This is a genomic window from Pandoraea aquatica, from assembly GCF_902459565.1.
Taxonomy (GTDB): domain Bacteria; phylum Pseudomonadota; class Gammaproteobacteria; order Burkholderiales; family Burkholderiaceae; genus Pandoraea; species Pandoraea aquatica.
On the sequence record NZ_CABPSN010000013.1, the window covers coordinates 17,023 to 42,371 of the forward strand.

Sequence of the window (25,349 nt, forward strand, 5' to 3'; positions counted from 1 at the left end):
TAAAGAAATCGAAGTAAGCATCCGTAATGCTCTATTCCGACTGGTTCTCGCTGGTTGGGAATCCGAGACGCTTTTGACAATAGAATGCGGATCGCACTGAAGACCCGCACCGTCCCGGATCATTTATCAGATGCTTACATAACTGGGGTTAGAAGAATGAGCGTACGTAAAGTCCTTCACGCAGGTATCGCAATGCTGGTGCTTGCGCTGACGGGGTGTGCATCAACATCATCGACGCTGGATACTTCCCATGGGGTCGATCCCGCCTTGGCGGCAACGCTCAAACAGGGCATTGCATTGCCGACCATGGATTTGAATGGCCATGAAGTCAGCGCGGATGTGAAGTCGGAAATTCTGGACGCTTTCAAGTTGCAGGTCGAGAAGAACGGCATGGCGATATCGCCGAGTGGCGTCCCGGTCAAGATTACCGTTGAGGAATACAGCGCGCGTTCGACCGCTGCCCGTCTGGTGTTCGGTTATTTGTCGGGGAGCGATCATATCAAGGCTCGTGTCGACGTTTCCGGCAAAACCTATTCGGTTGAGGACACGGCCCGGACATCCATCAATGGCATCGGTCTGATTGCAGAAAACGTGGGTTCCGAAGCAGCGAATGGGTTGGCCAGACTTGCAGAGGTTCAGGTGAACACGATTCAAATCCAACGCGTCCAGCCACCGCCTGGGATGACCACGCGCTAATACGTGCCGGAGATGTCGGCAGCGTAGTTCAAAGTCGTTGTCAGCACGTAAGTTCGTCATTAAAGAAAATGCGCCGTCCACTCGTGGAACGGCGCATTTTTTTCAGAACGCCCGGCGGAAGATCTCTTCGATCTGGGCTTGCTCGGCCCGGCGCGGGTTAGTAAAGCCACACGCGTCCTGCATGGCGTTCGCGGCGAGCGTGGGGACATCCTCTACCTTGGCGCCCAACTCCGCCAGCCCCGACGGAATGCCGATGTCCTTCGATAACCGGCGAATCGCAGCGATGGCGACCTTTGCACCTTCTTCGTCGCTCAGCCCTTCCACCTTCTCGCCCATCGCCTGCGCGATGTCTTTCAGACGCGCGGCGCTGGTGCTCGCGTTGAACTCTTCCACGTGCGGCAGCAGGACGGCGTTGCACACGCCGTGCGGCAGATCGTAGAACCCGCCCAACTGGTGCGCCATCGCGTGCACATAACCGAGCGATGCGTTGTTGAATGCCATCCCCGCCAGAAACTGCGCATACGCCATGTTCTCGCGCGCCGTCATGTCGTCACCATGCGACACCGCACGACGCAGGTTCTGCGAGATCAGCGTGACGGCCTTGAGCGCGCACGCGTCGGTGATCGGTGTGGCAGCGGTCGACACGTAGGCTTCGGTGGCGTGCGTCAGGGCGTCCATGCCGGTCGCGGCCGTCAAACCCTTAGGCATCGCTGCCATCAGCGCCGGATCGTTGACGGACAGCAGCGGTGTGACGTTGCGGTCGACGATGGCCATCTTCACATGACGCTTTTCGTCCGTGATGATGCAAAAGCGCGTCATCTCGCTTGCCGTGCCAGCCGTCGTGTTGATCGCGACGAGCGGCAATTGCGGCTTCTTCGACTGATCGACGCCCTCATACTCCGAGATGTGACCGCCGTTCGTCGCACACAGTGCAATCCCTTTCGCGCAGTCGTGCGGTGAGCCGCCACCCAGCGAAATCACGAAGTCGCACTGGTTCTGTTTGAGGATCGCCAGACCCGCTTCGACGTTGCTCACGGTCGGGTTCGGTTTCGCGCCGTCGAAGACGACCGATTGAATGTCCTGCTGCGTCAGCAGCTTCGCCACCTTCTCGGCGACGCCCGCTTTCGCGAGACAGGCATCGGTCACGATCAGGGCGCGGCGGAAATGGTATTGGCGCAGGGCGGCAATCGCTTCGTCGAGGCTGCCCACGCCCATCATGTTGACGGCGGGAATGAAGAAAGTCGTGCTCATCGTCATGCTCCTTATCTGTTCTGTGAGGGGTACTCCCCGCGCACCAACGGCGCGACGGGGTGTCCAGAATCATCTTTTGCATGCATCAAAGACAGCATCGCACTCGCTGCGCGATGCGTCTTTGATCTACTGCAAGGTCACATACGACTAGAGGGATTGCTCAGAAGAAGCCGAGCGGATTGACGTCGTAACTCACGAGCAGATTCTTCGTCTGCTGGTAGTGGTCGAGCATCATTTTGTGCGTCTCGCGGCCGATGCCGGACTTCTTGTAGCCGCCGAACGCCGCGTGTGCCGGATACAGGTGATAGCAGTTCGTCCAGACTCGCCCCGCCTGAATGCCGCGACCCATGCGATAGGCGCGATTGATGTCGCGCGTCCACACACCCGCGCCCAGACCGAACTCGGTATCGTTGGCGATCGCGAGGGCCTCGGCTTCGTTCTTGAAGGTCGTCACGCCGACCACAGGCCCGAAGATTTCCTCCTGGAACACACGCATGCGGTTCTCGCCTTTGAGCAACGTCGGCTGTATGTAGAAGCCCGACGCCAGCGGGCCGTCGAGCATCTCGATGCCGCCCCCCGTCAGCACCTGTGCGCCTTCCTTGCGTGCCAGATCGAGATAGGTGAGGATCTTGTCGAACTGCTGTTGCGACGCCTGCGCCCCGACGGCCGTCTCGGTATCGAGCGGATCGCCCCGCTTGATGCGCTCGACCCGCTTCATCACCACTTCCATGAAGGGTTCGTAAATCGATTCCTGGACGAGCGCGCGCGACGGACATGTGCAGACCTCGCCCTGATTCAGGAAGCCCAGCACGAGGCCTTCCGCAGCCTTCTCGATGAATTCCGGCTCGCCGTACATGATGTCGTCGAAGAAGATGTTCGGCGACTTTCCGCCCAGCTCGACGGTGCTCGGAATCAGGTTGGCAGCGGCGCGCGTCAGGATGTGATTGCCGACGGGCGTCGACCCCGTGAAGGCGATCTTGGCGATGCGCTTGCTCGTTGCCAATGCTTCACCGGCTTCCTTTCCGAAGCCCTGCACGATGTTAAGGACGCCGGGCGGCAAGAGGTCGCCAACCAACTCGGCAAACAGCGTGATCGTCAGCGGCGTTTGTTCGGCGGGCTTGAGCACCACGCAATTGCCTGCCGCGAGCGCCGGGGCCAGCTTCCACGCGGCCATCAGCAACGGGAAATTCCACGGGATGATCTGACCGACCACGCCCAGCGGCTCATGGAAGTGGTACGCAGCCGTGTGCTCGTCGATCTCGGCGGCGGTGCCTTCCTGCGCGCGGATGCAACCGGCGAAGTATCGGAAGTGATCGACCGCCAGCGGCAAATCGGCGGCGAGCGTCTCGCGCACGGGTTTGCCGTTGTCCCACGTCTCCGCCACGGCGAAGCGCTCCAGTTGCGATTCGAGACGGTCGGCGATCTGCAACAGGATGCGCGAGCGCGCCTGTACGGAAGTCTTTCCCCACTTGGCCGCCGCCGCGTGCGCCGCGTCGAGCGCCAGTTCGATGTCTGCGCCGTTCGAGCGGGGGAATTCGCCGATGACCGCGCCGGTGACCGGCGACGTGTTGGTGAAGTACTGGCCCTCCACGGGTGGCACGAACTTGCCGCCGATGAAGTTTTCGTAGCGCGGTTGCAGGGACAGCAGGGCACCGGGCGTGCCGGGCGGGGCGTATTTCATGTTGTGTCTCCGGATATCGTTGTAGCGCGGACGTTGGCTGCGCAAGACGGTACTAAGCAAGTCGCGGGCCAGACATCCCAATTCGTGCAACGACGTGCCCTGGCGGCGCGCAGGCCGGCGCGGTTTGTATCGATTCCGTGACACCTGTGTCCTGCGGCGTGGCACACGTTGTCTCAGGACTGTGACACCTCCGTCGGCGTCAGAACCTGCATCAATCGCTTTGCGTCTTCCGATTGACACAGCGCATTGCAATCGCTTCGCGCATGGGGGATGCTTCGGGAACGATACGAGATCGTCAGATCATCCGGCACGGGGGAGACAACCAATGCCAGCCAGTACGCAAGCCGCACACGCACGCCGTGTGCTGAATGTCGCGCAGGGTCATTTGCCATCGGGTTCGGTGGCGACCGACCCGAACATCGCCAGTTCGTGGCGGCGCTGTCTCGACACGCATGCGCTCGACCCGGGCGCGCGCATGGCACCGCGTGTGCTCGAATCCTCACAGTTGCGCGAACGCCGTAGTGCGATGGAGCGCTTGCGCAATGTCTCCATGCCCGTGCTGGAACGTTTGCAACGTCAGTTGATGAACCCGCGTCAGGCTGTGTTGCTCACGGCTCCGGACGGTGTGATCGTCGACTCGCGGCTGCACGACGGCACGCGCGACGACTTCCATCGCGCCGGGCTGTGGCCGGGCGCTGACTGGAGCGAATCGTGCGAGGGCACGAACGGTATCGGGACATGTGCCGTCGAGCGCGCGCCCGTCATCATCTGTCAGCAGGATCATTTTCGTGCACTGCATACGCCGCTCACTTGCACCGCGAGTCCGGTATTCGCACCGCAGGGCGATCTGCTGGCGGTGATCGATGTGTCGTCCACCAGTACGGATCTCACGCGTCAGAGTCAGTTTCATACGCTGGCGCTCGTCAACCTGTCGGCAAAGGTCGTCGAGAGCGAGTATTTCTTTCAGCACTATCGCGACGAATGGCTGCTGCAATGGCAGGAGCAGGCCGACCATCTCGGTGGGTTCGCGCAGGCGCTGCTCGCGTTTGACGATGCAGGGTGCGTGCTCGCCGCCAATCAAAGCGCATTGAACTGTCTAGGCGTGACGCGCGACGCGCTGGTCGGCACGCGCGTCGACCGATGGTTCGTGCAGACGCTCGACACCCTGCTCGCGCAGGCGCATCCGTCGCCGAGCACCTGCTGGCCGTTGCACGCCAATACCGGTGCGAATGCCGGCGAGTCGTTGCTGGCGATGCTGCGTGCGCCCGCGCGTGCACTCCGGCGTGCGCCCAGTGTGTCGCGCGCTGTGCCGGAAGTCGTGACGGAGCCGTTCTCCGATCCTACGCTGGCGCGCGCGTTCTCAAGGGCATGCCGCGTCTTCGCGCACGACGTGCCCGTGCTGATTCGCGGCGAAACGGGAAGCGGCAAAGAAGTGTTCGCGCGTGCGGTGCACGCGGCGAGTGCGCGTTCGGGCGGGCCGTTCGTCGCACTCAATTGCGCGGCGATTCCCGAGTCGTTGATCGAAAGCGAATTGTTCGGCTACGTGGGCGGCAGCTTCACCGGTGCGCGCAAGGAAGGGATGACGGGCAAGCTGTGGCAGGCGAACGGCGGCACGTTGTTTCTCGACGAGATCGGCGATATGCCGTTCGCGATGCAAACGCGTTTGCTGCGGGTGCTGGAGGACCGGATGGTGTCGCCGCTGGGCGGTGGCGAACCGGTCCCGCTGGACATTCGTGTGTTGAGCGCCACGCATCGCGATCTCTCCGAACGTATCGACGAACGATTGTTTCGCGAGGATCTGTTCTATCGCCTGAGCGGGCTCGAAGTCACCGTGCCGCCGCTGCGCGAGCGCGAGGACAAGGTCGAGTTGATCCGGCGCTTGCTGTCACAGGCTGGGCAGAGGGAATCCAGGGGCCATTGTCCCGCCATGCATGTGACGCCCGCCGCGCTCGATCGGTTGTGTCATCACGCGTGGCCGGGGAATGTGCGTCAGCTGCGCAGTGTTATCCGGACGCTGGTGGCGCTCAGCGAGAACGGCATCGTCACGATCGACGATTTGCCGGACGAACTGCGCGAAGCGGATGTTGCGAAGACAGCTGTGACACTGTCCGATGCATCGAATGAGGCGCCTTTGGAAGCGGCGGAGCGTCAGGCACTGCGCGCGGCGCTCGACGCTTGTCAGGGACAGGTGAGCGCAGCCGCGCGACGGCTGGGTGTGAGCCGCAACACGCTGTATCGCAAGCTCAGGCGCTTCGGGTTGCTGCGTGGGTGACGTCAAGTGGCATGGCGTCGACATTAATATCAACGCCTGCCCCACGCGCATCACTTCATCGGGATCAGCGTTGCACGATCCACCGGCACAGCGGTGACGCTGTTTTGCGGTGAGCCGTCGATGAGTTTGTCTGAGTAAGTGAGGTAGACGAGCGTATTGCGCGCCTTGTCGACCATGCGCACGATGCGCAACTTCTTGAAGAGCGGGGACAGCCCTTCGGAGAAGACTTCTTCTTCCTTGGGGAGCGGGCCGGTGAAGGAGATCGGACCGACCGGGCGGCATGCAATCGATGCTTCGGCTTTGTCCTCGGCGAGTCCGACCATGCCTTTAAGGCCGCCGGTCTTCGCACGCGAGACATAGCACGTCACGCCTTTTACCTTAGGATCGTCGTACGCGTCGACGACGATCTTGTGATCCGGCCCGAGGAATTTGAATGCGGTGCTGACATCGCCGATCTTCTCGGCATGGGCCCAACTCGCGGCGAGCATCAGCGCCAGCGCGACTGCTTTCTTCATGAGAGTGTGTCCCGTCAAAACTGCGGAAGCGGCGACGATCGCCAGCCCTACGCGTTGCGGATTCTACTCGCGTCGCGTGACCGGCGGCCATCGCCGCTTCAGCCCTTACGGGAACCGCTCATATGCCGTCGTCGCGCGCCGTCACACCGGACAGACGAGACGACCATGGCGACTTACCACTTGTCGTCTTGCGCAGGCGCTGCCTGTGCGCCTGCCGACGGCGTGGACTTCTTCTTCGTCGTCGGACCGGCCGATGCGACGGCCTGCGTTCCGGCTTGCGCAGCAGCTTGCTGCGACGCCTGTGCGGGACGTCCCGCCAACTCGCCACGCACCTGAAGACCGGCAATCGGCAGCGTATCGAGGTTCAGACCGGGGCGTACGTTGTCCAGATGGCCGTACGACAGGTTCTGCGTCACGCGTTCCACGATCAGTTCGCAGCACGGGTTCTCGGTGCGGCCGAGGCTTTGCCCCGTCTGCGGATCCTTGAACTCGTTGCCCATCGCCACGACCGCGTAACGGCCGCCTTCGCGCAGCGCCTGACCGCCCTGGCTGACGACGACGTTGGTGCCGTCGCGGGCGAGCACCGTGATCGGGAACGTCGATTGCAGAATTGCGCTCACGATCGCCTTGCTGGCCTGGTCCGTCATCTCGGTGAGAATGCGTTGGCTGTCGACACCGTTGCTCAGCGTGGTCGGTGCGGTTGCGGGCAGTGCGTTGCTCAGCGAACCGGCCGCCGTGACCTGACGCGTCGCCACGTTCACCATCTTCTGCGAGAGTGCCCAGCCGCCCGAATAGCTCACGAGCTGACGATCGCTCGTGCGCAACTGGCGGGCCATACGCGTGTAGTTGAACGCGCTTACGCGTGCACTCCACACCAGATCGGCGCTGGCGGCCTGCGAGAGTTTCGTCAGTTCGGCGCTCGGCGCCTGACCGGACGCGATGATGTCCAGTTCATGCGCGATCTCCGGGCTCATCTCGCGATCGAGCACGGCGAAGCGTCCGGTCTGCACGAGCGCGTCGCTCACGCGTTGACGCAGCACGGTCGCCACTTCGCTCGACGGCACAGTGATGTCGCCCATCGGCAGGCGATCCTGCGCGAACAGCACCGGACCGACGACGACCTTCAGCTTCTGCATGTCGGCAGACGGCTTGAACTTCGCGATATCGGCTTCGATGGTGGCCTTGAAGCGCTTGTTGAGCACGCCCGGCTCATCGAGGCTGAGCACGCGCAGGTGCTGAATCACGCCGCCCGAACGTTGCGCGACGACTTCGGCAAAGGCATTCGCACGCAGCGACGCCGAATCCTGACCGAGGCTGACGTCGAGGCCGTACTTGGCGACCACACTCTGCGCCTGCACGACCGCGCCGTTGACCTGCAACAGCGCGAGCTTCATGGCTTCCGTCGTGGCTTCGCCGGCGGTGTCACCGAAGCCCGAGGCCGTCACCTTTTCGGACTCGACCTTGCCGACGTCCGGCACCGGGGCGGCCGCGGAGGGTGCCGAAGCAGGGGCTTGCGCCTGGGAAGTATCAGCCGACTTTTCGGAGCAGCCGGCCATAAAAAAGAGGGCCACCAGGGCCCCCGTGAGCGATTTACGCGTCATGTCGTTGTTATGTTTGGTGTCGGCTTGCCGTGATTACAGAGCGGCGAGGGCCTTCGTGGCGTCCGACGGCACTTCGATGCCGTTGGTGCGCGCGAAGTCGATGGCGTTCTTGAGCGCCTTGCCGGCTTCCGTCACCGAGCCCGGGAAGTTCGACACGACGTAGGCTGCGCCGCCCAGCGACGTCAGCGCCATCGGCGATGCGCTCTTCATGTTCGTGCCCATCGACGTGACGTCGTTACGCATGCCGGCGTAGTGCACCATGCCCAGCGCGAGGTGGCCGAGGCCCTGTGCGAAGGTCTTCTTCGAAGCGTCGTCGAGCACCGGCTTCTCCTTGAGCTTCGCTGCAATCGCGCCGCTCGTGTCGCCCACGGCGTTCACGGCCTTCGATGCCGAATCCTTGTCTTGCGTCGAGCCCGACGACAGTTGCGCCACGACAGCGGCAGCCTGCTCGGCTTGCGTCTTCAGACCCAGCGCTTCGCCCATCTTGGCGTTTGCGTTGAGCACGTCGACGTTGGCGGCAACGTAGTTCTTCACGAGCGCAGCTTGCTGGCCGCTCAGGTCCACCGAGCTGTCCGACTTGCTACCGCCGCCGACCAGGCTGGTCAAGCCGCCGAGCTGGGCGTACGACGCGCCCGAAACACCAACGAATGCAGCTGCAACGGCGCAGGCAATGATCTTCTTCATGAACGTCTTCTCCACGGAGGGGATAAGTGATACGGGGTGAAATGAGGTCAATGCGTCAGTCGGCCGACTTGGTCGACTGACGCATTCGACTGAAGTATTGGACTGAGGTATTCGTTTAACGCAGGCTGAGATTGGTGATCTGGCTGGTCAGCTCGCGCGAGGCGTTGTTGGCCGCGAGACGCAGCGCATTGGTGCGCGCTTCTTCTTCCGTCGGGCCGGTGCCGGCGTACTGCACGGGGCCGACCGACGCAACGGTGTCAGGGATGGTCTGACCGATGTCGAGCAGCTTCGCGTTGACCGTCACGGCCACGCGCATCAGGCCGGAGTTCGGATCGCGGTCGGCGAGGCCGACGTCGAGCGTGCCCAGCGCGATGTAAGACATCTTGGCCACGCGCATGCCATTGACCATCGACGCGAGCGTTGCAGGTTTCAGATCCATGCCGCTCTTGTAGTCGTTCTCGATGTTGGCAACCTTGAACTGTCCGCCGGTGTACGGCTCGACCAGTGCCGCCTCGTTGACCTTGAAGCCTGCCTTCGCGAACGTCGACGTGAAGACTTGCGACAGGTTGGCGCTCGGAATGAGACGGTAGGTCGAGTCGGTGGCGCGACGCGTGGTGCTGCCGCCGGTTTCAACCGATGCCGAGCTATGGACGGACGCTGCGACCTTCGTCTTCGTCGACGCATTCGTGCCGATCTGACCGCCGCGGATGTTCTCGCCTTCGATGCCTTGCTCGGAAGCGTCGACCTGCGCATTCACATCCGCCTTACGGTCGATGCGCTTGTACACGCGGTCGTCGTAGGCGCGCGAGGTGCCGACTTCACGCGACACGAAGATGAACGCGAGCGGCGAGCGTGCGGCCGGGCCGCCCTTGACGACGGCGGAGTTCGACTTCACGGCGTTGCGCAGGTTGGCGACGTTGAGCGAGACGCGCACGGCCACCGTGTATTGCTTCTTGTCCGAGTTCTCGTCTTCCGCGAGGATCGTCGAGTCGAGAATGTAGCGATCCGGCTCGGCGAGAATCTTCTGGCGAATCGCGTCGAAGTTCTCCGACTCGGCTTCGCCGGCTTCGGCGTAGTAGAACTCCACAGCCTTCAGCTGCGCGGCCGACAGGGCGCGCGCCTTGTCGTCACGCGAGATCGACCAGCCCTCGTAGGTCACGGTCGCCTTGCCGCGGGCTTGCTGCACCTGGGCCATCGCGCTCGATGCGAACAGCGCCGCAGCGAACACCAGCATCAGTTTCTTCATCACTTGCATAGCTTCATCAATCCCATCGTCTTGTCGATTTGCGACGAAATGTCCGACGCCGAAGCGGCAGACTTCACCCATGACGTGTCCTGACCGGCCACCGATTCGGCCAGCTTCACGAACAGTCCGTTGACGGAGTCGTAATACGCGGGGAAGTCGTCCACCCACGTTTGCGACGCCGGTACTGGCTTCACCTCGCCGTTCTTGAGCGACGTGTTGAGATAGGCCGCGCCGGTCAGCGGCTCGCGAATGGCGATATCCGCATAGCTGCCGTAGATGTAGGCGGTGCCCACGGCGTTTTCGCTGTACTTGATCTTCTTGAAGTTCTTCAGCGAGACGTCGATTTCGTAATCGGGCTGCGGCAGCTTCAGGTTGTAGATGGTGCCGTCCATGATCTGCATCGACATCACGTTGCCGATCGCGTAGCCCTTCGAGTACGGCACGACCGGCACGCCGATGCGTGTGGAGATGGCTTCGCTGACCATGTCCGCTACCCAGGTCTGGGCGGCGGCAGGCGTTACTTTCAGATAGTCGGGCAGGAACGCGGCGGCTTCGGGCGTCACGTCGACGTGAGTGACTTGCAGGTAGCGCGGCGCCTGATCGGGCAACTGTGCTTCAGCCACGGACGACGCGAAGCGTGCGTACAGTCCGGGCTTGCCGTTCGCGCCGTCGTACACCATGCGCACCCGGTCGAGGACCTCGGCACGCGTGGGCTCATGGTCGAGGTTGTCGACGTAGCCGAAGCTGACCGGATAGGAGCGCAGCACCGTCATCGACTTGAAGTCGAAGAACAGCACCTGACCGCGCAACAGCACGAAGAGTTTGCGAATCGCACCGAAGCGCTCGACGGAGACCGTTTCGGTATTGACGACCAGCGACACGACGAGCGCCTGATCGCGCCCCTTGATCTGGTCGATCGGCCCCGTAGTCAGCTTGAAGTGCTGCGCAGGATTCTGATTCACGGCGGCCAGCAGACGCTTATAGGGCGAGTCGCCCGTCGCCTTCAGACTGGCTTCGTAAGCACGCGAATAGGGAAATCGTTTGTCGATGCTGGCGGCATCGCCGCCGTAGGCTGCGCCCGCAAAGGTGACGGTCTTGTCCGTCGTCTGGGCCAGAGCGTGCCCGGCAAACATCATCGAGAATGCCGTCGAAATAGCGACAGCAAGACGGAAGAGAAACCCGCCGACTTTCATATTGTTATGCTCCCCGTTACGCGTCCGCAACTAGCGGACGCGAGATCGCGGAATACTGGATGACTAACGATTCTCAGTCAATCAATTGCATCGTGATCCTATCTAAATTGATAGGTATTTCGTGTGATGGAATGTATGGGAGATGTAGGCGGGTTGTCAGGGGTGGTTACCGAGGGGAGTTGCGGGTTTTCCCCAAATGCGCTATAGTCACGCCTCTTCGCACGGGGGTATAGCTCAGCTGGGAGAGCGCTTGCATGGCATGCAAGAGGTCAGCGGTTCGATCCCGCTTACCTCCACCAAACGAATGACGATTTTTGTCCCCTTCGTCTAGAGGCCTAGGACATCACCCTTTCACGGTGAGTACAGGGGTTCGAATCCCCTAGGGGACGCCATCTAGCGGCAACGGTGTGTCAGTGACACGTCGAAGTCGACCGGCGTCAGATTCGCACAGCGTCGGTCATGAAAAACAGAAAGCCGGGTGTCTTCACGACATCCGGCTTTTTTGCGTACCTTTGGAGTTTTCGATGAGCAAACCCGCGCTCACCCTCAAGTTCAAGTGCACCAAGTGCGCCAAACCCGTCACGCTGTACTTGCAGAAGACGACCGCCTGCTCGCACATCACGCCCTATCAGGGCTGGTGCAAGTGCGGCCAGTTGATGCGCCACGCCACGGGTGACAAGGACGCTGTTGCGTCGTTCGTCGACTCGATGGACCCGCTCTGGTCGCATCACCACCATCACCATCATTGAGCGTTAGCGGGTTGGCGGGTTAGCGGGCGGCGTTCGTCGCCGAGCGCCCGCCGATCCACGCCAGACGCCGCCGAAGGAACGTCTGCGCCGGTGCTTCGAACACGCGAAACACCCCACGCGCGAGCGAGAACACCACGATCAGATACGCCGCCAGGAACCACGGGCTCATGGCGAGCGTCGCGCTCGACATCCCGAGACTGTGCAAGACGATCACCGTCGTCAGTTGCAGCGGGAAGTGGATGAGGTAGCTGGAGTAGGTCGTATTGCCCAGATCGGCGATGGGCCGCGCCAGCCGCTCAGGAATCCACGGCTCGATCGCATGCAGCAGAACAATCGAGACCGGGGCGATCACCGTGGCCGCCAGATATTTCGTCCCGCCGAAGACCACGCAGAACGCGATCAGCGCCACATAAGCCAGACAGCACAGCATGACCGTCGCACGACGGTGCTGCTCGATCACGTCGCGCAAGCGCTCGTAGACCAGATGCACTGCGCCGCCCATGAAGAAATAGAAGGCGCAGAAGACGATGTTCGATTCGCTGCCCTTGATTTGCAGATGGATCAGCCATCCGCCCGCTGCCGCCGACGCACACATCAGCAGCAACGTCCACACCAGCCCGATGCGGCAGAACCGCGCCAGCAGGAAGAACAGCACGTAAATCACGATTTCCGTCGACACACTCCACACCGGGCCGTTGAAGGAGTCGGTGTACGGCGTGAGCCAGCCGGACGCGAAGATCACGTTGACGAAGAAGTCGTACGGCGTGTTGTACGGATAGATGAAGAACGCGGCGTTCTCCCGCACGTAAACTGCCTGCAACAGCGCCACTGCGATGAGCGTGACGATATGCAGCGGATAGAGCCGGGAGAAGCGATTCAGGAAGAACAGACCGCCGGAGACCTTGCCCGCGACGATCTTCGACAAATAGCGATTGAAGAAGATGAAGCCGGAGATCGTCCAGAAGACGTTCACGCCGAGCCATCCGAAATCGTAGAACGGATGCAGCAGCGAGTAGAGCGGCTGGGCGCTGCGCACGACGTCGATGGACGCCGTTTCCGGGCGGAAGAAGAAGTGCTGGTAATGCCAGATCAGCACCGCGAACGCGCTGAAGAAACGCAGAATCTCGATGCCGACCATCCGGCCTTTGGTGCTGCTCACTGCCGCGTTCACTGCACTGTCCACGCCATTACCCGTCTTGCGACTGCCCATCAAACTACCCCGGTCACTTGATACCCGTTCCGTTGCCCAGCAGCTTCTGAACCATCTTCAGTCCCTTGCGAACTACGGCGGAGTATAGCTCGGCACCCTTGAGCACCGGATCGACGTGACGGTCGTACGGCTGAATCTTGATGGGGAAATACGGCGAGAGCTTCGCCACCACCTGATCGAGCGGGATCTTCGTGTTGCTCTGAACCACGGCGAACAGGCCGTCGCTCTCGGGCGCGAAGTAGTGGGCGGCGTCCCACTCCTGCATCTTGTCGGCGAACCACACGCTCTCGTCGGCGTGCAGCGTGCGCTGCGGCGGTACGGCCTGCGTGTGGTACTTGTCGAGCAGCCCGGCACGCTCGGCGTTGAGCCAGTACAGCGTGTATTCCGTCCAGTCGATGGCGTAGTTCGCGAGCAGCACGCGCTTCCAGTCGGTACCGTTCACCGCTTCGAGCCGCTCCTGCAACGACACGCACAGCGAGCGCGAGAGCGTGGCGGGCGTCCACCACACGCCTTCGCGATCCAGATGCGGGTCGACGTCGAGCAGCTTGGCCGACGCCTCCCAGTAGTACGGCTCGACGCTGCGCCCCTTGAGGTGCGTAATCGCGCGACCGTCGGAGATCAGCGAGTCGTAGTCGAAGTGATGCGTGGCGAAGCAGTCCGGATCGAAGATCAGGAAGTATTCCGTCTCGATCCACTCCGGCGCGTTGATCTTGATGATCTGCTGACGGTGCCAGTTGCGAATCTGGTGACGCTGCGAGAACTCGTTGAACGCGCCCATGTACAGCGATTCGTCGATCACTTCGATGGGGAAGTCGGACCACGCTTTCGCGTAGCCGCGCACTTCCTCCACTTCGTCGTGCGGCACGATGATCACGAAACGATGGAACAGCGACGGCGTCGTGAAGTGACGCAACGACGAGAACAGGATGTCGCACCGGCCGATGTTGTCGGCGTAGTGTCGTCCTCGTGTCTTGATCGGCAGAATCGCGCTGATTTGTTGCATGGTGGGCTGAACCGACGACTAGAAGAACCGGTAGATGAAGCTCGGAATATAACCGCGACGATGCGTGAGTGCCACGCCGATCAAACGTCCGCCGGCGTCTTCGACCTGCGCCTTGAGCCCGGCGATGACTGGCTTGCGCGTGGCTTCCGCGCGCACGACCAGCACCGTAGCGTCGGCCAGGGGGGCGTTCTCGATGCCGGTGAACGACTGGCTCGACGGCGGCGCATGGACCACGATGTAGTCGTGCGATTCGCGCAGGGCGTCGAACAGGCGCGTGACCAGTTGCCACGACGACGGCACCGCGCCACTGTGAGGCTGTGCCACGACAATATTGTGACGGTCGACACGCGTGAACGTCAGATCGGTCAGCGCGTTCGATTCGTCCGTGCCGGTCGCTTTGACCGCGTCGACGTTGGCCGTGCCGCTGCCGCCGTTCGACGGCCACTCCAGCAGACCTTGCGCATTCGGCTTGCCGTACATCGGCGAATCCGGCGTGGAGGCGATGTCGAGAATCAGAATCGGTTTGCCGGAGCGATGTTCGAGTTCGCTGGTCAGGCCCTGAATGACGGACGAGAGGCCGTCGTTCTTGCCGGTGGACAGCGCCATGACGACCTTGGCAGTCCCGTCCGAACTGCTGTTGATCGCGGCAATCATGCGGCCATAAGCCAGATGCGCTGGCCGCGCATAAGCGGGTTCCACGTTCGCGCCAGCACCTGCCGCCGCCCCGCGGCCACTGCCCAGCAACACCGGCGCGTTCACCACCGGCAGCAGCAGGGCGCGCTCGACTTGTTCGGGGCTGAGGAACGTCTCGCGCAGGCTCGACAGGATCAGCACCGTCAGGGCAGAGATCAGCAAACCTGCGGCAATCGCCGCAGCGACGATCAGACTGGCCGAGACGCTGCGTTGCGACGGCGGGAACGGTGCCTGAATCACACGCACGTTGGTGCCGTTGATCTGGCTGACCTGACCTTGCTGCACGCGGGCGAGTTCGACCTGACGCGAGCGTTCCTTGAAGCTGTCGGCAAGAATGTCGCGGCGCGCCTGCAACTGGCTCAACTGGCTCGACACGTCGCTCATGCCTTGCAGCTTGTCGCGCGTTTCCTTGATCTGGGCTTCGAGCGCGGTCTGCTGTGCGACGCCACCGGCAATGCTGGCATTGAGCACGGCCAGACGTTCCTGCACGACGTCGAAGTAGTTGTTATGCCCCATGCGCGTCGCCGTCATCATTTCCTGACGTTGCTTCGCAATGTTCGCGCGCATATCGGCGATCTGCTTGTCGAGCTGCACGACGAACGGCGACGTCGCCATGTAGCGCGACGCGAAGTCCGCACGCTTGTTCTCGAGTTCGCTCAGCGAGCCTTGCAGAATGTTGATCGCGCGGCTGGTTTCGGAGTCGTCCGTGTAGATCGGAATCGTGTTGCGGACATCCTTCGTCGACGACTGCAACGACTTCAGTTCGCTGCGGTCCTGCGCGAGCTTCGCATCGGTTTCGAGCTTGCGCTGTACCAGTTGCGATTCGAGCTGCACGGCGCGCGACGTCTGATCGTCGATTTTGACGATGCCGTGTTTCTTCTGGAACGCGAGCAGATCGGCGTCGGCCTTATCGAGTTGCTTGCCCACGTCGTCACGCTGGCTGACCAGCAGATTGACGCGGCCTTGCGTGAAGATCGACGCGCGCTGACGGAAGTACTTGTCGAGCAGGCGTGCCAGCGCATCGGCGGCGGCCTTCGGGTCCGTATCCGAATACGTCAGCGTGATCGTGTTGGCGAGATCGTTCTGCTCGATGTGCAGACGCTTCTCGAAGTTCTGCAATTCGCGGTCGATGTCGCTGGCCGTTGCACCCGGTCCGAGCTTCGAGAGAATGACATCGCGATGCAGCTCCGGACTCGACAGAATCTGCGCTTCCACGCCGTTCAGCTGTCCCGGCGGCGGTTGCAGCGAGACACCACCGTTCGGATTGTTGGTCTGGTCGTAATACCCCGCGTTGAGCACGAGCAGCGTGGCTTGTGCGCGATACGGAATCGGCACGAAGAGCGCAACGAGCACACCGAGCGCCACGATAGCGAGGAACACCGTCGTCGCGATCTTGCGGTAGTAGAAAAGTGTGTTGAGGTAATCCCGGATCGTCACGTCGACGACCGCGGCGTGCCGGTCAGGCCTTGTTCTAGTCGTAATTGCCATAGGGATGCAAGAAGCGGAAAGGTTGCCCGGCCATAGTTGATGGTTTCAAGGCGCATATCTTACGCAAGAAAGTCCCCGTAAAGTCCCCCTAAAACCGCCATTATCCTAAATCCGACGCTGATTTATCGTGCTTGGCGAGACGGCAGAAGTGCACTAGAGTACGGTCCAAACCGTGAAACCACCTCGGCCTCGTGCCATCTGTCCCATGAATATGCTCCGCCCGGCCTGCGTACTGGCGCTGATGACGCTGACGGCCTGCTCCCACACCTGGGTCGATACGAAATACCAACAGCCTGATCGCTTCGCGACGTGGGTCGATGCCACGCCGACGCAGTACAAGTTGTTGCCCGGCGACGACATTTCCGTCGTGCTGCCCTTCAACATCGAACTCAACTACAAGGGCCGCGTGGCCCCTGACGGCACCGTCGCCATGCCGTTCGCCGGCAATCTGCCTGCGGCCGGCCAGACGCTCGCGCAGTTCGGCGAGACGGTCAACCGGGCGCTTGCGAACAACCACATGACGGCCAACGCGATGGCGATGGTCGCTGTTACGCAAACCGCTGCGCACGTCTTCGTCGGCGGTGAAGTCGGCAAGCCGGGCGAACTCGCACTCACGCCGGGCATGAGCGTGATGCAGGCGATCATCACCGCGCAAGGTTTGCTCGATACCGCACGTACCGGCGAAGTCGTGCTCATTCGCCGCAGCCCGGACGGTCGTCCGATGTTGCGCACCGTCGACATCAAGACCCTCACGCAGCAAGGCGATCCGGCGCAAGACATCGTTCTGCAATCGAACGACACTATCTTTGTGCCGAAGTCGTCCATCGCCGAAGTGGATCTGTGGGTCGACCAGTACATCAACAAGGCACTGCCGTTCAACAAGAACGTGAACTACGACATCAACGGCGCTCGCAGCTTCTGATCGCCTGACGTCGGCCGTCGCGCGATGTTCGCGACGGCCGACGTTCTCAAGTTCACAGTGCAAACCCGTCAAGTCTACTTACCGATTTCAACCGCTTCGTGACAGCCGCGCAGCCCTCTCTCGAAATGAAGTCCACCGTGCCCGATACGACCGACGATCTGCCGGACGTCTTCTCGGGTGGCTTGCCGCGCACGTTCGTCGTCGGCATTCTCGTGGCGCTGCTTCCGCTGTTCGGCCAGACGTTCCACTACATCACGGCGCTGTATCCGCTGTGGGCGCTCTCCAAAGCGTTCCCGATTCTGACGCTGCCGCTCGTGCTGCGACTCGGCAGTCAGCCGCGTTTTCCGATCACGCGCCAGGTGTTGCTGAGCTTCGCATGGCTCGTGATGGTGCCGAGCTTCGCGGCGGTGATCTATTTTCACGAAAGCTTCTTCACCAGCGTGACGGCGCAGGTGAAGCTGTTGCCGATTCTGTATTTCTTTTCCTTTCTCGCGCTGCTGCTCATGCTCAAGCCCACGCTGCATGAGCTGGGACGCAGTTTCGTGATTCTCGGCGCGGTCATCGTCGGCGCGCTGATTCTCATGTGGCTGCTGGTGCCTGCGGACTGGTACAAGGAAACCTACGTTTTCGGACAAGCGCCGTTCTTCACGAGCGACAGTCGCGGGCATCGCATCCGGATGTCGATGTACTTCCCGTTCATCCTGTTGTTTTTCTGCTATCGCCGTGCGTTCTTCGAGCGCAACGTCGGCTACCTGATCAGTGTCTTGATCGGGCTGGCGGTGGCGTTGCTGATCGTGAAGTCACGCGCGCTCGCCATCGGCATCATGGGCGTGCTCGTCATCAATACGTTCGTATGGGCGCGCCCGCGTGCGCGTATCGGGCTGATGCTCGTGGCCCCGATTGTGCTGGTGGGCGTGTTCTCGATGGGGTATCTCGCAACGATCTTCAGCGCCAATGCGGAAACCGGCTTCGATACGCGTCGTATCTCGGCGCTGCTGGCGACGCGCTTTCTCGGCAACGATTCGTTCCGCTGGCTCTTTGGCGTGGGCACGATCAGCCCGGCGAGCGGCGACACGCTGACCACGTATTTCCACCACTTCTTCTTTCTGGCCGACATTACGTGGCTCGGGATCGTGTTCGAGTACGGCCTGATCGGCGCGTTCGTCATTCTGTGTTTCCAGTTGCGCGGACTGTTCTTCTACCGGCGCTTGCGCGCGGAAGTCGAGGACGATTTCCTTGGCGCGCTGTACGACTATCTGGTCTTCGTGCTGCTGGTGTCTTTCTTCTATCCGCCAACGCTCGCCCCGGGTGAGACCGCCGTGATTCTGGCGATCTTCGTCTATGTGTGGCGTGTTGGCGGCTTCGACCGTCGTGCCGTCCCACGGAGTCTCCATGCGCGTGTTGCCGCGCCGTAGTGCGTCTTTCAAACCTTCTTCGTATTCCCGCGTCATTCCCCGTCTGATTCAGCTTGCGGCTGCGGGCGTGATGCTGTCGTCTGCCGCGTGCACCAAGGCCACGCCCGGTGGCCCGCTTCCCGTTGAAATTGCCGTGGATGCGGCGGCGAACCGGCACCCGATCAGTCCGCTGATCTACGGCATCAACTTCGGTACGACGACGATGTTGCAGGATCTGCGCGCGCCGCTGAACCGTTCGGGCGGCAACAGTGCGTCGGCGTACAACTGGCGGCTCGACGCGCGTAACGCCGGTCGCGACTGGTATTACGAGAGCCTGCCCGTCAATCCGGCGGACATCAACGATCAGTTCGGCGACCGTTTCGTGGCGCTCACGCAGGCCGCCGGTGCGCAGCCGATCATCACCATCTCCATGCTCGGCCGCGTGGCCACGCTGTCGCGCTCACGCGACCGGCTGGCGAGCTTCTCCATCGCCAAGTACGGCCCGCAGCAGAATCACGACGTGGACGGCATGACCGACGCGGGTAACGGCATTCTGCGCGACGGCACACTCGTCAAGAACGATCCGGACGACGCCACCGTGCCCGACGATCCCGCGAGTCAGCAAGCCCGTGTGACGGCGCTGGTGCAGCAGTTCGGCCCGGCGCGCGCGGGCGGCGTGAAGTACTACGCGATGGATAACGAGCCGAGTCTGTGGCAGTTGATCCACAACAACTCGCATCCGACGGGCGCGCACGCCAGCGAGATCGCCGCCAAGGTGATCGCGTATTCGCGCGCGGTGAAGACAGCGGACCCGAGTGCCAAGGTGCTCGCGCCGGAAGAGTGGGGCTGGAACGGCTATCTGTACAGCGGCTTCGATCAGCAGCATTCGGTCACGCACGGTTACGCGCAAGCGCCGGACCGGCTGAACGAGACGGGCGGCATGCCGTACATCCCATGGCTGCTCACACAGTGGAAAAAGGCCGGTCGTCCGGTCGACATCTTCAGTCTGCACTTCTACCCGCAGAGCAAAGAGTACGAGGAGCCGGCCGACGGCAACTCGACCGAGATCGCGCTCATGCGCAACCGGTCGACGCGCAATCTGTGGGATCCGAATTACAAGGATCCGACGTGGATCAACAGCGTGGTCGCGCTGATTCCGATGATGCGTCAGTGGGTGGACACGTATTACTACCCCGGCACGCCCATCGCGCTCACGGAGTACAACTGGGGCGCGGACACCCGTATGAACGGGGCGACGGCGCAGGCCGACATCCTCGGTATCTTCGGACGTGAAAAGCTGGACATGGCGACGCGATGGGGCACGCTCGATCCGTCGATGCCGGTCTACAAGGCGATCAAGCTGTATCGCAATTACGACGGCCACGGCGGCGAATTCGGCTCGACCAGCGTGTCGGCCACCGTCCCTGATCCCGATACGGTATCGGCGTTCGCGGCGGTGCGTCCGAAAGACGGTGCGCTGACCGTGGTCGTCATCAACAAACAACTCGACCGTGCGGCGCAGACCAACGTCTCGCTCGCCAATTTCGCTGCGTCGGGTACGGGCGAAGTCTGGCAACTGGCGGACAACAAGCTGACGCGGCAGCCGGACGTCACCTATGCCGGCAGCGCGCTGCGCGCCGATCTGCCGCCGCAGAGCATTTTGCTGTTCGTGCTGCATAAAGCGAAGAACTGAGCCGGTGAACTGAGATGCCAGACACGCCCAACAGGTCCGCGCCGTCTACGAAATCCGGGGCTTCGATGCTGCGCGGCAGTGTGATCAGCCTCGGCGTGCGGCTACTGGATTTGCCGAGCCGCTACGGTTTTCACTTGCTGATTGCGGCGGCGTTGGGCGTTGTCGAGACCGGTAACTTCTACATCGTCTTCAGCACGATGGTCGCGCTCGCAGGTTTCGGGCGTCTCGGGATGGATCAGGCGCTCACGCGACAGTTGGCGATGGACATTGCGTCTGGTGAGTCCGCCGCCGTGCGTCCGACGATCCGGCGTGCGCTGACGCATGTGTTCATTGCGTCGGCCGCCGTCTCGGTGCTGCTCGCTGGCGGGGCGGCGCTCTTCGCCAACGACATCCTGAAGAAGCCGGAGCTTGTCCTGCCGCTCATGCTGGGCGCGCTGTCGTTTATCCCGCAGAACATGGGCGCGGCGGTTGCCGGTGCGCTTGCCGGATTGCAGCGCGTGGGCTTCAGTCAGATGATCTACTCGTGGCTGTGGCCGGCGGTGTTCTGCGTGGCGGCGATTCCGCTGGTGGCAACGGGCAAGCTGACGGTCGTCAACACGCTGATCCTTACGGCCGCAAGTTTCACGGTGGCGGCGTTGGTGGGCGCAGTGCTGCTTCGCCGCTTCCTGCGCGACGTGCCCGCAGGTGAGCCGCATGGCGCGATTCCTGGCTTGCTCAAGCCGGGCCTGTCGCTCTTCTCGCTCGAACTCACCAAGCTGCTGATCACGTCGGCACCGGCCATTGTGCTGGGGATTGTGGCGTTGTCGCGCGAGACGGGGTTGTTTGCGTTGGCGTGGCGTCTGGCGCTGGTCGTCAACATTCTGATCAGCGGCGTGACCGGGATGGCTGCGCCGCGATTTGCGAGTCTTTACGCGCGTCAGGATCTGCCGGGACTGGAGCGCAGTGCGGCGCAGGCGATTGGGCTAGTGTTGTTTCTGGCGCTGCCGGTCACGCTCGGCATGCTCGTTGTTCCGCAGTTCCTGCTGGGACTGTTCGGGCACGGGTTCGACGATGGCGCGAGCGCCTTGCGCGTGCTCGCGCTCGGTCAGATCGCCGCCGCGTGTTTCACCGCGATGCCCGAATTGCTCGGCATGACGGCACATACGCGTGCGCTGATGCGCATCAACGTGGTGTCGGTCGTGGTGCTGCTCGTGGGGCTGGCGGTGCTCACGCCGATGGGCGGCAGTGTCGGCGCGTCGGTTGCAGCGTCGCTGGCGATTGCCGTGAACGGTGCCGCCGCCGCGTGGGCCGCACACCGCCTGCTCGGTGTGTCGCCGTTCGCGACGCTCTGGCAGTGGACGGCGGGGCGGCTCTCGCGTCGTTGATCGCGGCGTCGATCGCGTCGTCGATTTGATGGGGCGCAGCGGCCCCGTTGCGTCGAAGCGACCGTCTTACCGGTCGCGGGCGGCTTCCGCCTGAACCGCGTCGCGCCAGGGCGTCCACGACAGCTCGAACGTCTTTTCCGCGCGGCTACCGTCCAGCACGATGTCCTGTTGCCACAGCCGCGCGAGCGACGGCGGCAACGGCGCAGGCAATCCCTTCACACCGATCTTTCGTCCCGCGATCTCGGCGATCTTGAGCGCCGGGGCGACGAGCTTCGTTTCGATCTTCAGACGTCGGCCACCGATGCGCTTCACGGGCGTCGCGCCCAGCGCCATCGCGTAAGCGGTGAAGTATTCGTTCCAGCGCGGCGAACCGGTCATGGCGAGGTTGTAGGCGTGACCGCCTGCTGCCGGATTGCGCAGCGCGTTCAGCGCGACCTTCACGACATCGTCCACGTGTACGAGATTGCTGTGTGCGTCACCAGCGGCACCGAGGTCGCCGAGGCGACCGGCACGCAGCAGTTCGGCAATGCGGGCAGACCATTGCGGGCTGCCGCCGCCATACACACATCCCGGGCGCAACAACGTCACCGTCGACAGACCGGCCAGCGCCTGCTCGGCTTCCACCTTGGCCATGCCGTAGGGACTCGCACCTGCGAGGGCGGCGGACTCGTCGACATGCCCTTCGGCAATGCCATACACCGCCATCGAGCTGAAGTAGACGACGGGCAGCGGCGTGCTGCGTGCGTCCAGTGCCTGACGCAACGCGCGCGCGTTCGCCACGATCGTTTCCGGCGACCCGGCAACGCAGTTCACCAGACCGTCGACGTCGGCGAGCGCTTCGCCAAGCGAGGCGGCAGACAGGGCGTCGACCACGCGCATGCCCGAGCCCGGACGGCGCGACGCGGCGACAGGCGCCGCCCAGTCGCTGGCGGCGAGCGCGTCCACGATGTGACGGCCAATGAACCCGGTCGCGCCGGTAACAAGAATGCGAGCTTTCATAGGGCGGACGGAATCAGTGAGCGGTGGAGGGTGTCGAGGTGACGGGAACGGGCAGGGCGGTCACATTCGCCTGCCGCTGCAAATGATCTGCGAGGCGCAGCGCGAGCGCCACGATGCTCAGCGTGGGGTTGGCCTGGCCGGACGTCGGGAAGACCGCTGCGCCCGCGATAAACACGTTGTCGGCCTCATGCAGACGACCATTGGCATCGACCACGCTCGTGCGCGGATCGTCGCCCATGCGGGCGGTGCCGATGTGATGGCCGCCGTAAGCGCCATAGCGCGTCATCTCGCCTTCGACTTCGGCGGGATCGTACGAAAAGCTGCCGACGCCGGTGCGTTCGATTTCCTGCGCGAGCGCGGCCAGCGAGCGCGTCACGGTGGCTACGTCCTGCTGCGTGTAGCGCCAGTCGATGTGAATACGCCGCATGCCCAGCGCGTCCCGTTCGTCACCGACCGTGACCCGGCTGTCTTCACAGGGCGCTTGCTCGGCGTGGAAGTCGAGACTGAAGCGAAGGTTGGCCGGACGCACGATCACCGACGGGAACTTGCGCGTGGCGAGCGTGCGGTGCGTGAGCCAATGCGTGAGGAAGCGCACGGTGTTGGGCACATCCGTGATGACGTTGCGCGCGTGGGCCAGCCAGTTGCCAACGCCACCCGGTGCATCTCCGTAAAGCCGCTTCGCATACTCGTAGGGCACGATGGGCCGTGCGAGATAGAGCGCCGAGAGAATGCCGTTGCCGTGCCCTGCGTCCGGAATGCGCGGGTGATGCAGACGGGCGATGAAGTTGCCTGCGTGGAGGTCGTGCTGCGCTTGCGGGCGCAATGCCAGACGTCGACGGCAATAGATGCCTTCGTCCGAGACGTCGTAGCCGTGCCACACGGAACTCGCGCCCGACAGATCGATTGTGCCTATGGTCCCGGCGATATGGCTCATGTAGTAGCGACCGACGACGTCGTGCGCGTTCCCCAATCCATTGCCGCTGACGCCCGGACTGTTCAGCAGCAGACGAGGTACCTCCAGCCCGCCCGTCGCCAGCACATACGCGCGGGCCGCGACCGTGAAGGCTTTACCGTCGAGCGTCTTCACCTGTGCGGGGCCGACGAGGCGGGTTGCGTCGTTCTGCGCATCGCTGCGCTGGGGCAGATGACAGAGATTAGCGTGCTGCACCACACGCACTCGACCTTTGGCGAGACGGTTGCGGTAACGCGCGCCGAAGTCAGTCGGACAACTAAATCTCTCCAGCGTGTTCGTCGAGAAGACGTCGCTATTGAAGTTGCCGATCATCGGGCGCGACGGATGGCCGGCGCGTGGGAACGCCTGCTCGGCGGTATACGCGAACTCACCCGCTTCGCAAAGCGCGTTGGCTTGTCCGTACCACGGCATCAGCGCGTCGAGCCCGATGGGCCAGCCGCTGTGCGGCATGTAGTCGCGCGCTTCGAAGTCGATGGCGTCGAGCGGCATGCAGCGTCCGCCCCACAGCGTGGTCGAGCCGCCGAAGCGGCGCACGCGATAGCTGTCCGCAGGCGGATGCAGGCGCGCGTCGGCGACGGTGCCCGTGTAAAGCTGCTGTACGGCGGGCTCGGGGGCGTCGCCACCACTCTCGAGCAGGATCACGTCGAGGCCGCTGGCTTCGAGCACCAGCGCGAGCGTGATGCCGGCCGCGCCCGCACCTGCGATGCACAAGTCGGCTTGCAGTTCGGTACCGGCAGGAATGTCGTTGGCGTCGAGGATCATCGTGTGTTCAAAATACGCGACGTGTTGTGAAAAGTGTCACTGACGTGCGCGAAGTGCGCTGCTACTATCGTGCCTGCTCTCGAATGCGTGCGGACGTCGCACGTCAAAAAAGCAGGGATACCAGGGGTACGAAACGTTATGAGCCGCGACACCGATCTGCAAGCTGCACCGGCATCTTCCGTACGCGAAGTCTTCGAGCCTAACGTCGCACTGTTCGGTCTGAACATTGCTGCCGTACCGTTCGAGACCGCCGTCGAAGTGCTCACGCAAACCGCCATGCTTCGCGATGGCCGCTCGCGCATCGTCGTCACGCCGAACGTCGACCACATTGTGCGTCTCGACACGCAACCGGAATTCAAACGCGAATACCGCAACGCCGACTTTCTCTTTGCCGATGGCATGCCCATCATCTGGGCAAGCCGCTTGTTCGGCAAACCGCTACCGGGGCGCGTGACCGGTGCCGATCTGCTGCCCGCGCTGTGCGATAACGCACGTGCGGCGGGCCGTAAAGCGGTCTTCGTCGGCGGACGTCCCGGACAGGAAGCCCAACTGACGGAAGGTTTGTCGCGACGCTTTCCCGGACTCGACTTCACGCTGCTGATTCCGTCGATGACGTTCGATCCGACCGGTGCCGAGGGCCAGGACATCGCACAGCGCGTTCGTGCCCTCGCGCCCGATCTCATCTTCGTCTGCCTCGGCATGCCGAAGCAGGAGCGCTGGGCGATGGCATACGCCGACACGATGCCCGGCGGTCTGATGCTCTGCGTCGGGGCCGCCATCGAGTTCGCCGCCGGCATGCAAAAGCGTGCGCCGAAATGGATGCAGCGCACCGGTTCGGAATGGATGTATCGCATCTTGCAAAACCCCGGCCGTATGTGGCGTCGCTATCTCGTCGACGACCGCCGTTTCATCGGCATCTGCTGGCGTCAGTGGCGCGAACTCGGACGCGAGTGACCTGTC

At 62.8% G+C, this 25,349-nt stretch carries 20 protein-coding genes and 2 tRNA genes; 10 read left to right on the forward strand and 12 right to left on the reverse strand.

What is annotated here, in order from left to right; all coding sequences use genetic code 11:
- Window positions 1–156: 156 nt before the first annotated feature.
- The gene (locus PAQ31011_RS25735) at window positions 157–696 is read left to right on the forward strand and encodes a hypothetical protein (protein ID WP_150578471.1); all 540 of its coding nucleotides are present in this window, start codon (window positions 157–159) and stop codon (window positions 694–696) included.
- Between the two features lie 102 nt (window positions 697–798).
- On the opposite strand, the gene yiaY is transcribed toward PAQ31011_RS25735, so the two are convergent.
- The gene (gene yiaY / locus PAQ31011_RS25740) at window positions 799–1,947 is read right to left on the reverse strand and encodes an L-threonine dehydrogenase (RefSeq protein WP_150578472.1); all 1,149 of its coding nucleotides are present in this window, start codon (window positions 1,945–1,947) and stop codon (window positions 799–801) included.
- A 160-nt stretch (window positions 1,948–2,107) separates the two neighbouring features.
- Entirely contained in the window at window positions 2,108–3,628 is a 1,521-nt protein-coding gene (gene exaC / locus PAQ31011_RS25745) for an acetaldehyde dehydrogenase ExaC (RefSeq protein ID WP_150578473.1), read from the reverse strand.
- A 325-nt stretch (window positions 3,629–3,953) separates the two neighbouring features.
- Between exaC and PAQ31011_RS25750 the strand changes: the two genes are divergently transcribed.
- Window positions 3,954–5,900, forward strand: coding sequence for a sigma-54-dependent Fis family transcriptional regulator (locus PAQ31011_RS25750; RefSeq protein ID WP_150578474.1), 1,947 nt, complete (start codon window positions 3,954–3,956; stop codon window positions 5,898–5,900).
- Window positions 5,901–5,950: 50 nt separating this feature from the next.
- Here the strand turns inward: PAQ31011_RS25750 and PAQ31011_RS25755 are convergent, their stop codons facing one another.
- The 5 genes from PAQ31011_RS25755 to PAQ31011_RS25775 all read right to left on the reverse strand — a co-directional run bounded on the left by PAQ31011_RS25755 (window position 5,951) and on the right by PAQ31011_RS25775 (window position 11,139).
- Window positions 5,951–6,415 (reverse strand): CreA family protein, encoded by a 465-nt coding sequence (locus PAQ31011_RS25755; RefSeq protein WP_150578475.1) that lies wholly within the window; start codon window positions 6,413–6,415, stop codon window positions 5,951–5,953.
- 173 nt (window positions 6,416–6,588) lie between these two features.
- Window positions 6,589–7,986 (reverse strand): CsgG/HfaB family protein, encoded by a 1,398-nt coding sequence (locus tag PAQ31011_RS25760; protein WP_246179793.1) that lies wholly within the window; start codon window positions 7,984–7,986, stop codon window positions 6,589–6,591.
- 63 nt (window positions 7,987–8,049) lie between these two features.
- A complete protein-coding gene (locus PAQ31011_RS25765) occupies window positions 8,050–8,700 on the reverse strand; it encodes a hypothetical protein (RefSeq protein ID WP_150578477.1) in 651 nt (216 codons plus the stop codon).
- A 115-nt stretch (window positions 8,701–8,815) separates the two neighbouring features.
- Window positions 8,816–9,946, reverse strand: a complete 1,131-nt coding sequence (locus tag PAQ31011_RS25770; RefSeq protein WP_246179795.1) for a hypothetical protein — start codon at window positions 9,944–9,946, stop codon at window positions 8,816–8,818.
- Window positions 9,946–11,139, reverse strand: a complete 1,194-nt coding sequence (locus PAQ31011_RS25775) for a hypothetical protein (RefSeq protein ID WP_150578479.1) — start codon at window positions 11,137–11,139, stop codon at window positions 9,946–9,948. The genes PAQ31011_RS25770 and PAQ31011_RS25775 overlap by 1 nt, the downstream gene beginning before the upstream one ends.
- Window positions 11,140–11,362: 223 nt before the next feature.
- Here PAQ31011_RS25775 and PAQ31011_RS25780 point away from each other — a divergent pair.
- From PAQ31011_RS25780 to PAQ31011_RS25790, 3 genes are all read left to right on the forward strand, one after another.
- Window positions 11,363–11,438: transfer RNA gene (locus PAQ31011_RS25780), tRNA-Ala, on the forward strand.
- A 17-nt stretch (window positions 11,439–11,455) separates the two neighbouring features.
- Window positions 11,456–11,531, forward strand: a tRNA-Glu gene (locus PAQ31011_RS25785).
- 132 nt (window positions 11,532–11,663) lie between these two features.
- Window positions 11,664–11,888, forward strand: coding sequence for a hypothetical protein (locus tag PAQ31011_RS25790; RefSeq protein WP_039393487.1), 225 nt, complete (start codon window positions 11,664–11,666; stop codon window positions 11,886–11,888).
- 19 nt (window positions 11,889–11,907) lie between these two features.
- On the opposite strand, the gene PAQ31011_RS25795 is transcribed toward PAQ31011_RS25790, so the two are convergent.
- The 3 genes from PAQ31011_RS25795 to PAQ31011_RS25805 are packed head-to-tail and all read right to left on the reverse strand — an operon-like array spanning window position 11,908 to window position 16,231.
- Complete coding sequence (locus PAQ31011_RS25795) at window positions 11,908–13,098, reverse strand: acyltransferase family protein (RefSeq protein WP_150578480.1); 1,191 nt, start codon at window positions 13,096–13,098, stop codon at window positions 11,908–11,910.
- Between the two features lie 13 nt (window positions 13,099–13,111).
- Entirely contained in the window at window positions 13,112–14,101 is a 990-nt protein-coding gene (locus PAQ31011_RS25800; RefSeq protein WP_150578481.1) for a DUF6492 family protein, read from the reverse strand.
- 18 nt (window positions 14,102–14,119) lie between these two features.
- Entirely contained in the window at window positions 14,120–16,231 is a 2,112-nt protein-coding gene (locus tag PAQ31011_RS25805; protein WP_174990269.1) for a GumC family protein, read from the reverse strand.
- A gap of 256 nt (window positions 16,232–16,487) precedes the next feature.
- Here PAQ31011_RS25805 and PAQ31011_RS25810 point away from each other — a divergent pair, with 256 nt between their 5' ends.
- From PAQ31011_RS25810 to PAQ31011_RS25825, 4 genes are all read left to right on the forward strand, one after another.
- Window positions 16,488–17,204: a polysaccharide biosynthesis/export family protein gene (locus PAQ31011_RS25810; RefSeq protein ID WP_150578483.1), complete on the forward strand. Its 717-nt coding sequence runs from the start codon at window positions 16,488–16,490 to the stop codon at window positions 17,202–17,204.
- A 125-nt stretch (window positions 17,205–17,329) separates the two neighbouring features.
- The gene (locus PAQ31011_RS25815) at window positions 17,330–18,619 is read left to right on the forward strand and encodes a hypothetical protein (protein WP_150578484.1); all 1,290 of its coding nucleotides are present in this window, start codon (window positions 17,330–17,332) and stop codon (window positions 18,617–18,619) included.
- Window positions 18,597–20,291, forward strand: a complete 1,695-nt coding sequence (locus PAQ31011_RS25820; protein ID WP_246179796.1) for a glycoside hydrolase family 44 protein — start codon at window positions 18,597–18,599, stop codon at window positions 20,289–20,291. The genes PAQ31011_RS25815 and PAQ31011_RS25820 overlap by 23 nt, the downstream gene beginning before the upstream one ends.
- Before the next feature lie 65 nt (window positions 20,292–20,356).
- Entirely contained in the window at window positions 20,357–21,655 is a 1,299-nt protein-coding gene (locus tag PAQ31011_RS25825) for a lipopolysaccharide biosynthesis protein (RefSeq protein WP_150578485.1), read from the forward strand.
- 66 nt (window positions 21,656–21,721) lie between these two features.
- On the opposite strand, the gene PAQ31011_RS25830 is transcribed toward PAQ31011_RS25825, so the two are convergent.
- Together PAQ31011_RS25830 and PAQ31011_RS25835 are read right to left on the reverse strand one after the other, a co-directional pair.
- On the reverse strand, window positions 21,722–22,654 hold the full coding sequence (locus PAQ31011_RS25830) for an NAD-dependent epimerase/dehydratase family protein (RefSeq protein WP_150578486.1): 933 nt from the start codon (window positions 22,652–22,654) through the stop codon (window positions 21,722–21,724).
- 13 nt (window positions 22,655–22,667) lie between these two features.
- Window positions 22,668–24,389 carry an FAD-dependent oxidoreductase gene (locus tag PAQ31011_RS25835; RefSeq protein WP_150578487.1) on the reverse strand — a complete coding sequence of 574 codons (1,722 nt, stop codon included), beginning with the start codon at window positions 24,387–24,389 and terminating at the stop codon, window positions 22,668–22,670.
- 138 nt (window positions 24,390–24,527) lie between these two features.
- Here PAQ31011_RS25835 and PAQ31011_RS25840 point away from each other — a divergent pair, with 138 nt between their 5' ends.
- Window positions 24,528–25,343, forward strand: a complete 816-nt coding sequence (locus PAQ31011_RS25840) for a WecB/TagA/CpsF family glycosyltransferase (protein WP_150578488.1) — start codon at window positions 24,528–24,530, stop codon at window positions 25,341–25,343.
- Window positions 25,344–25,349 lie beyond the last annotated feature (6 nt).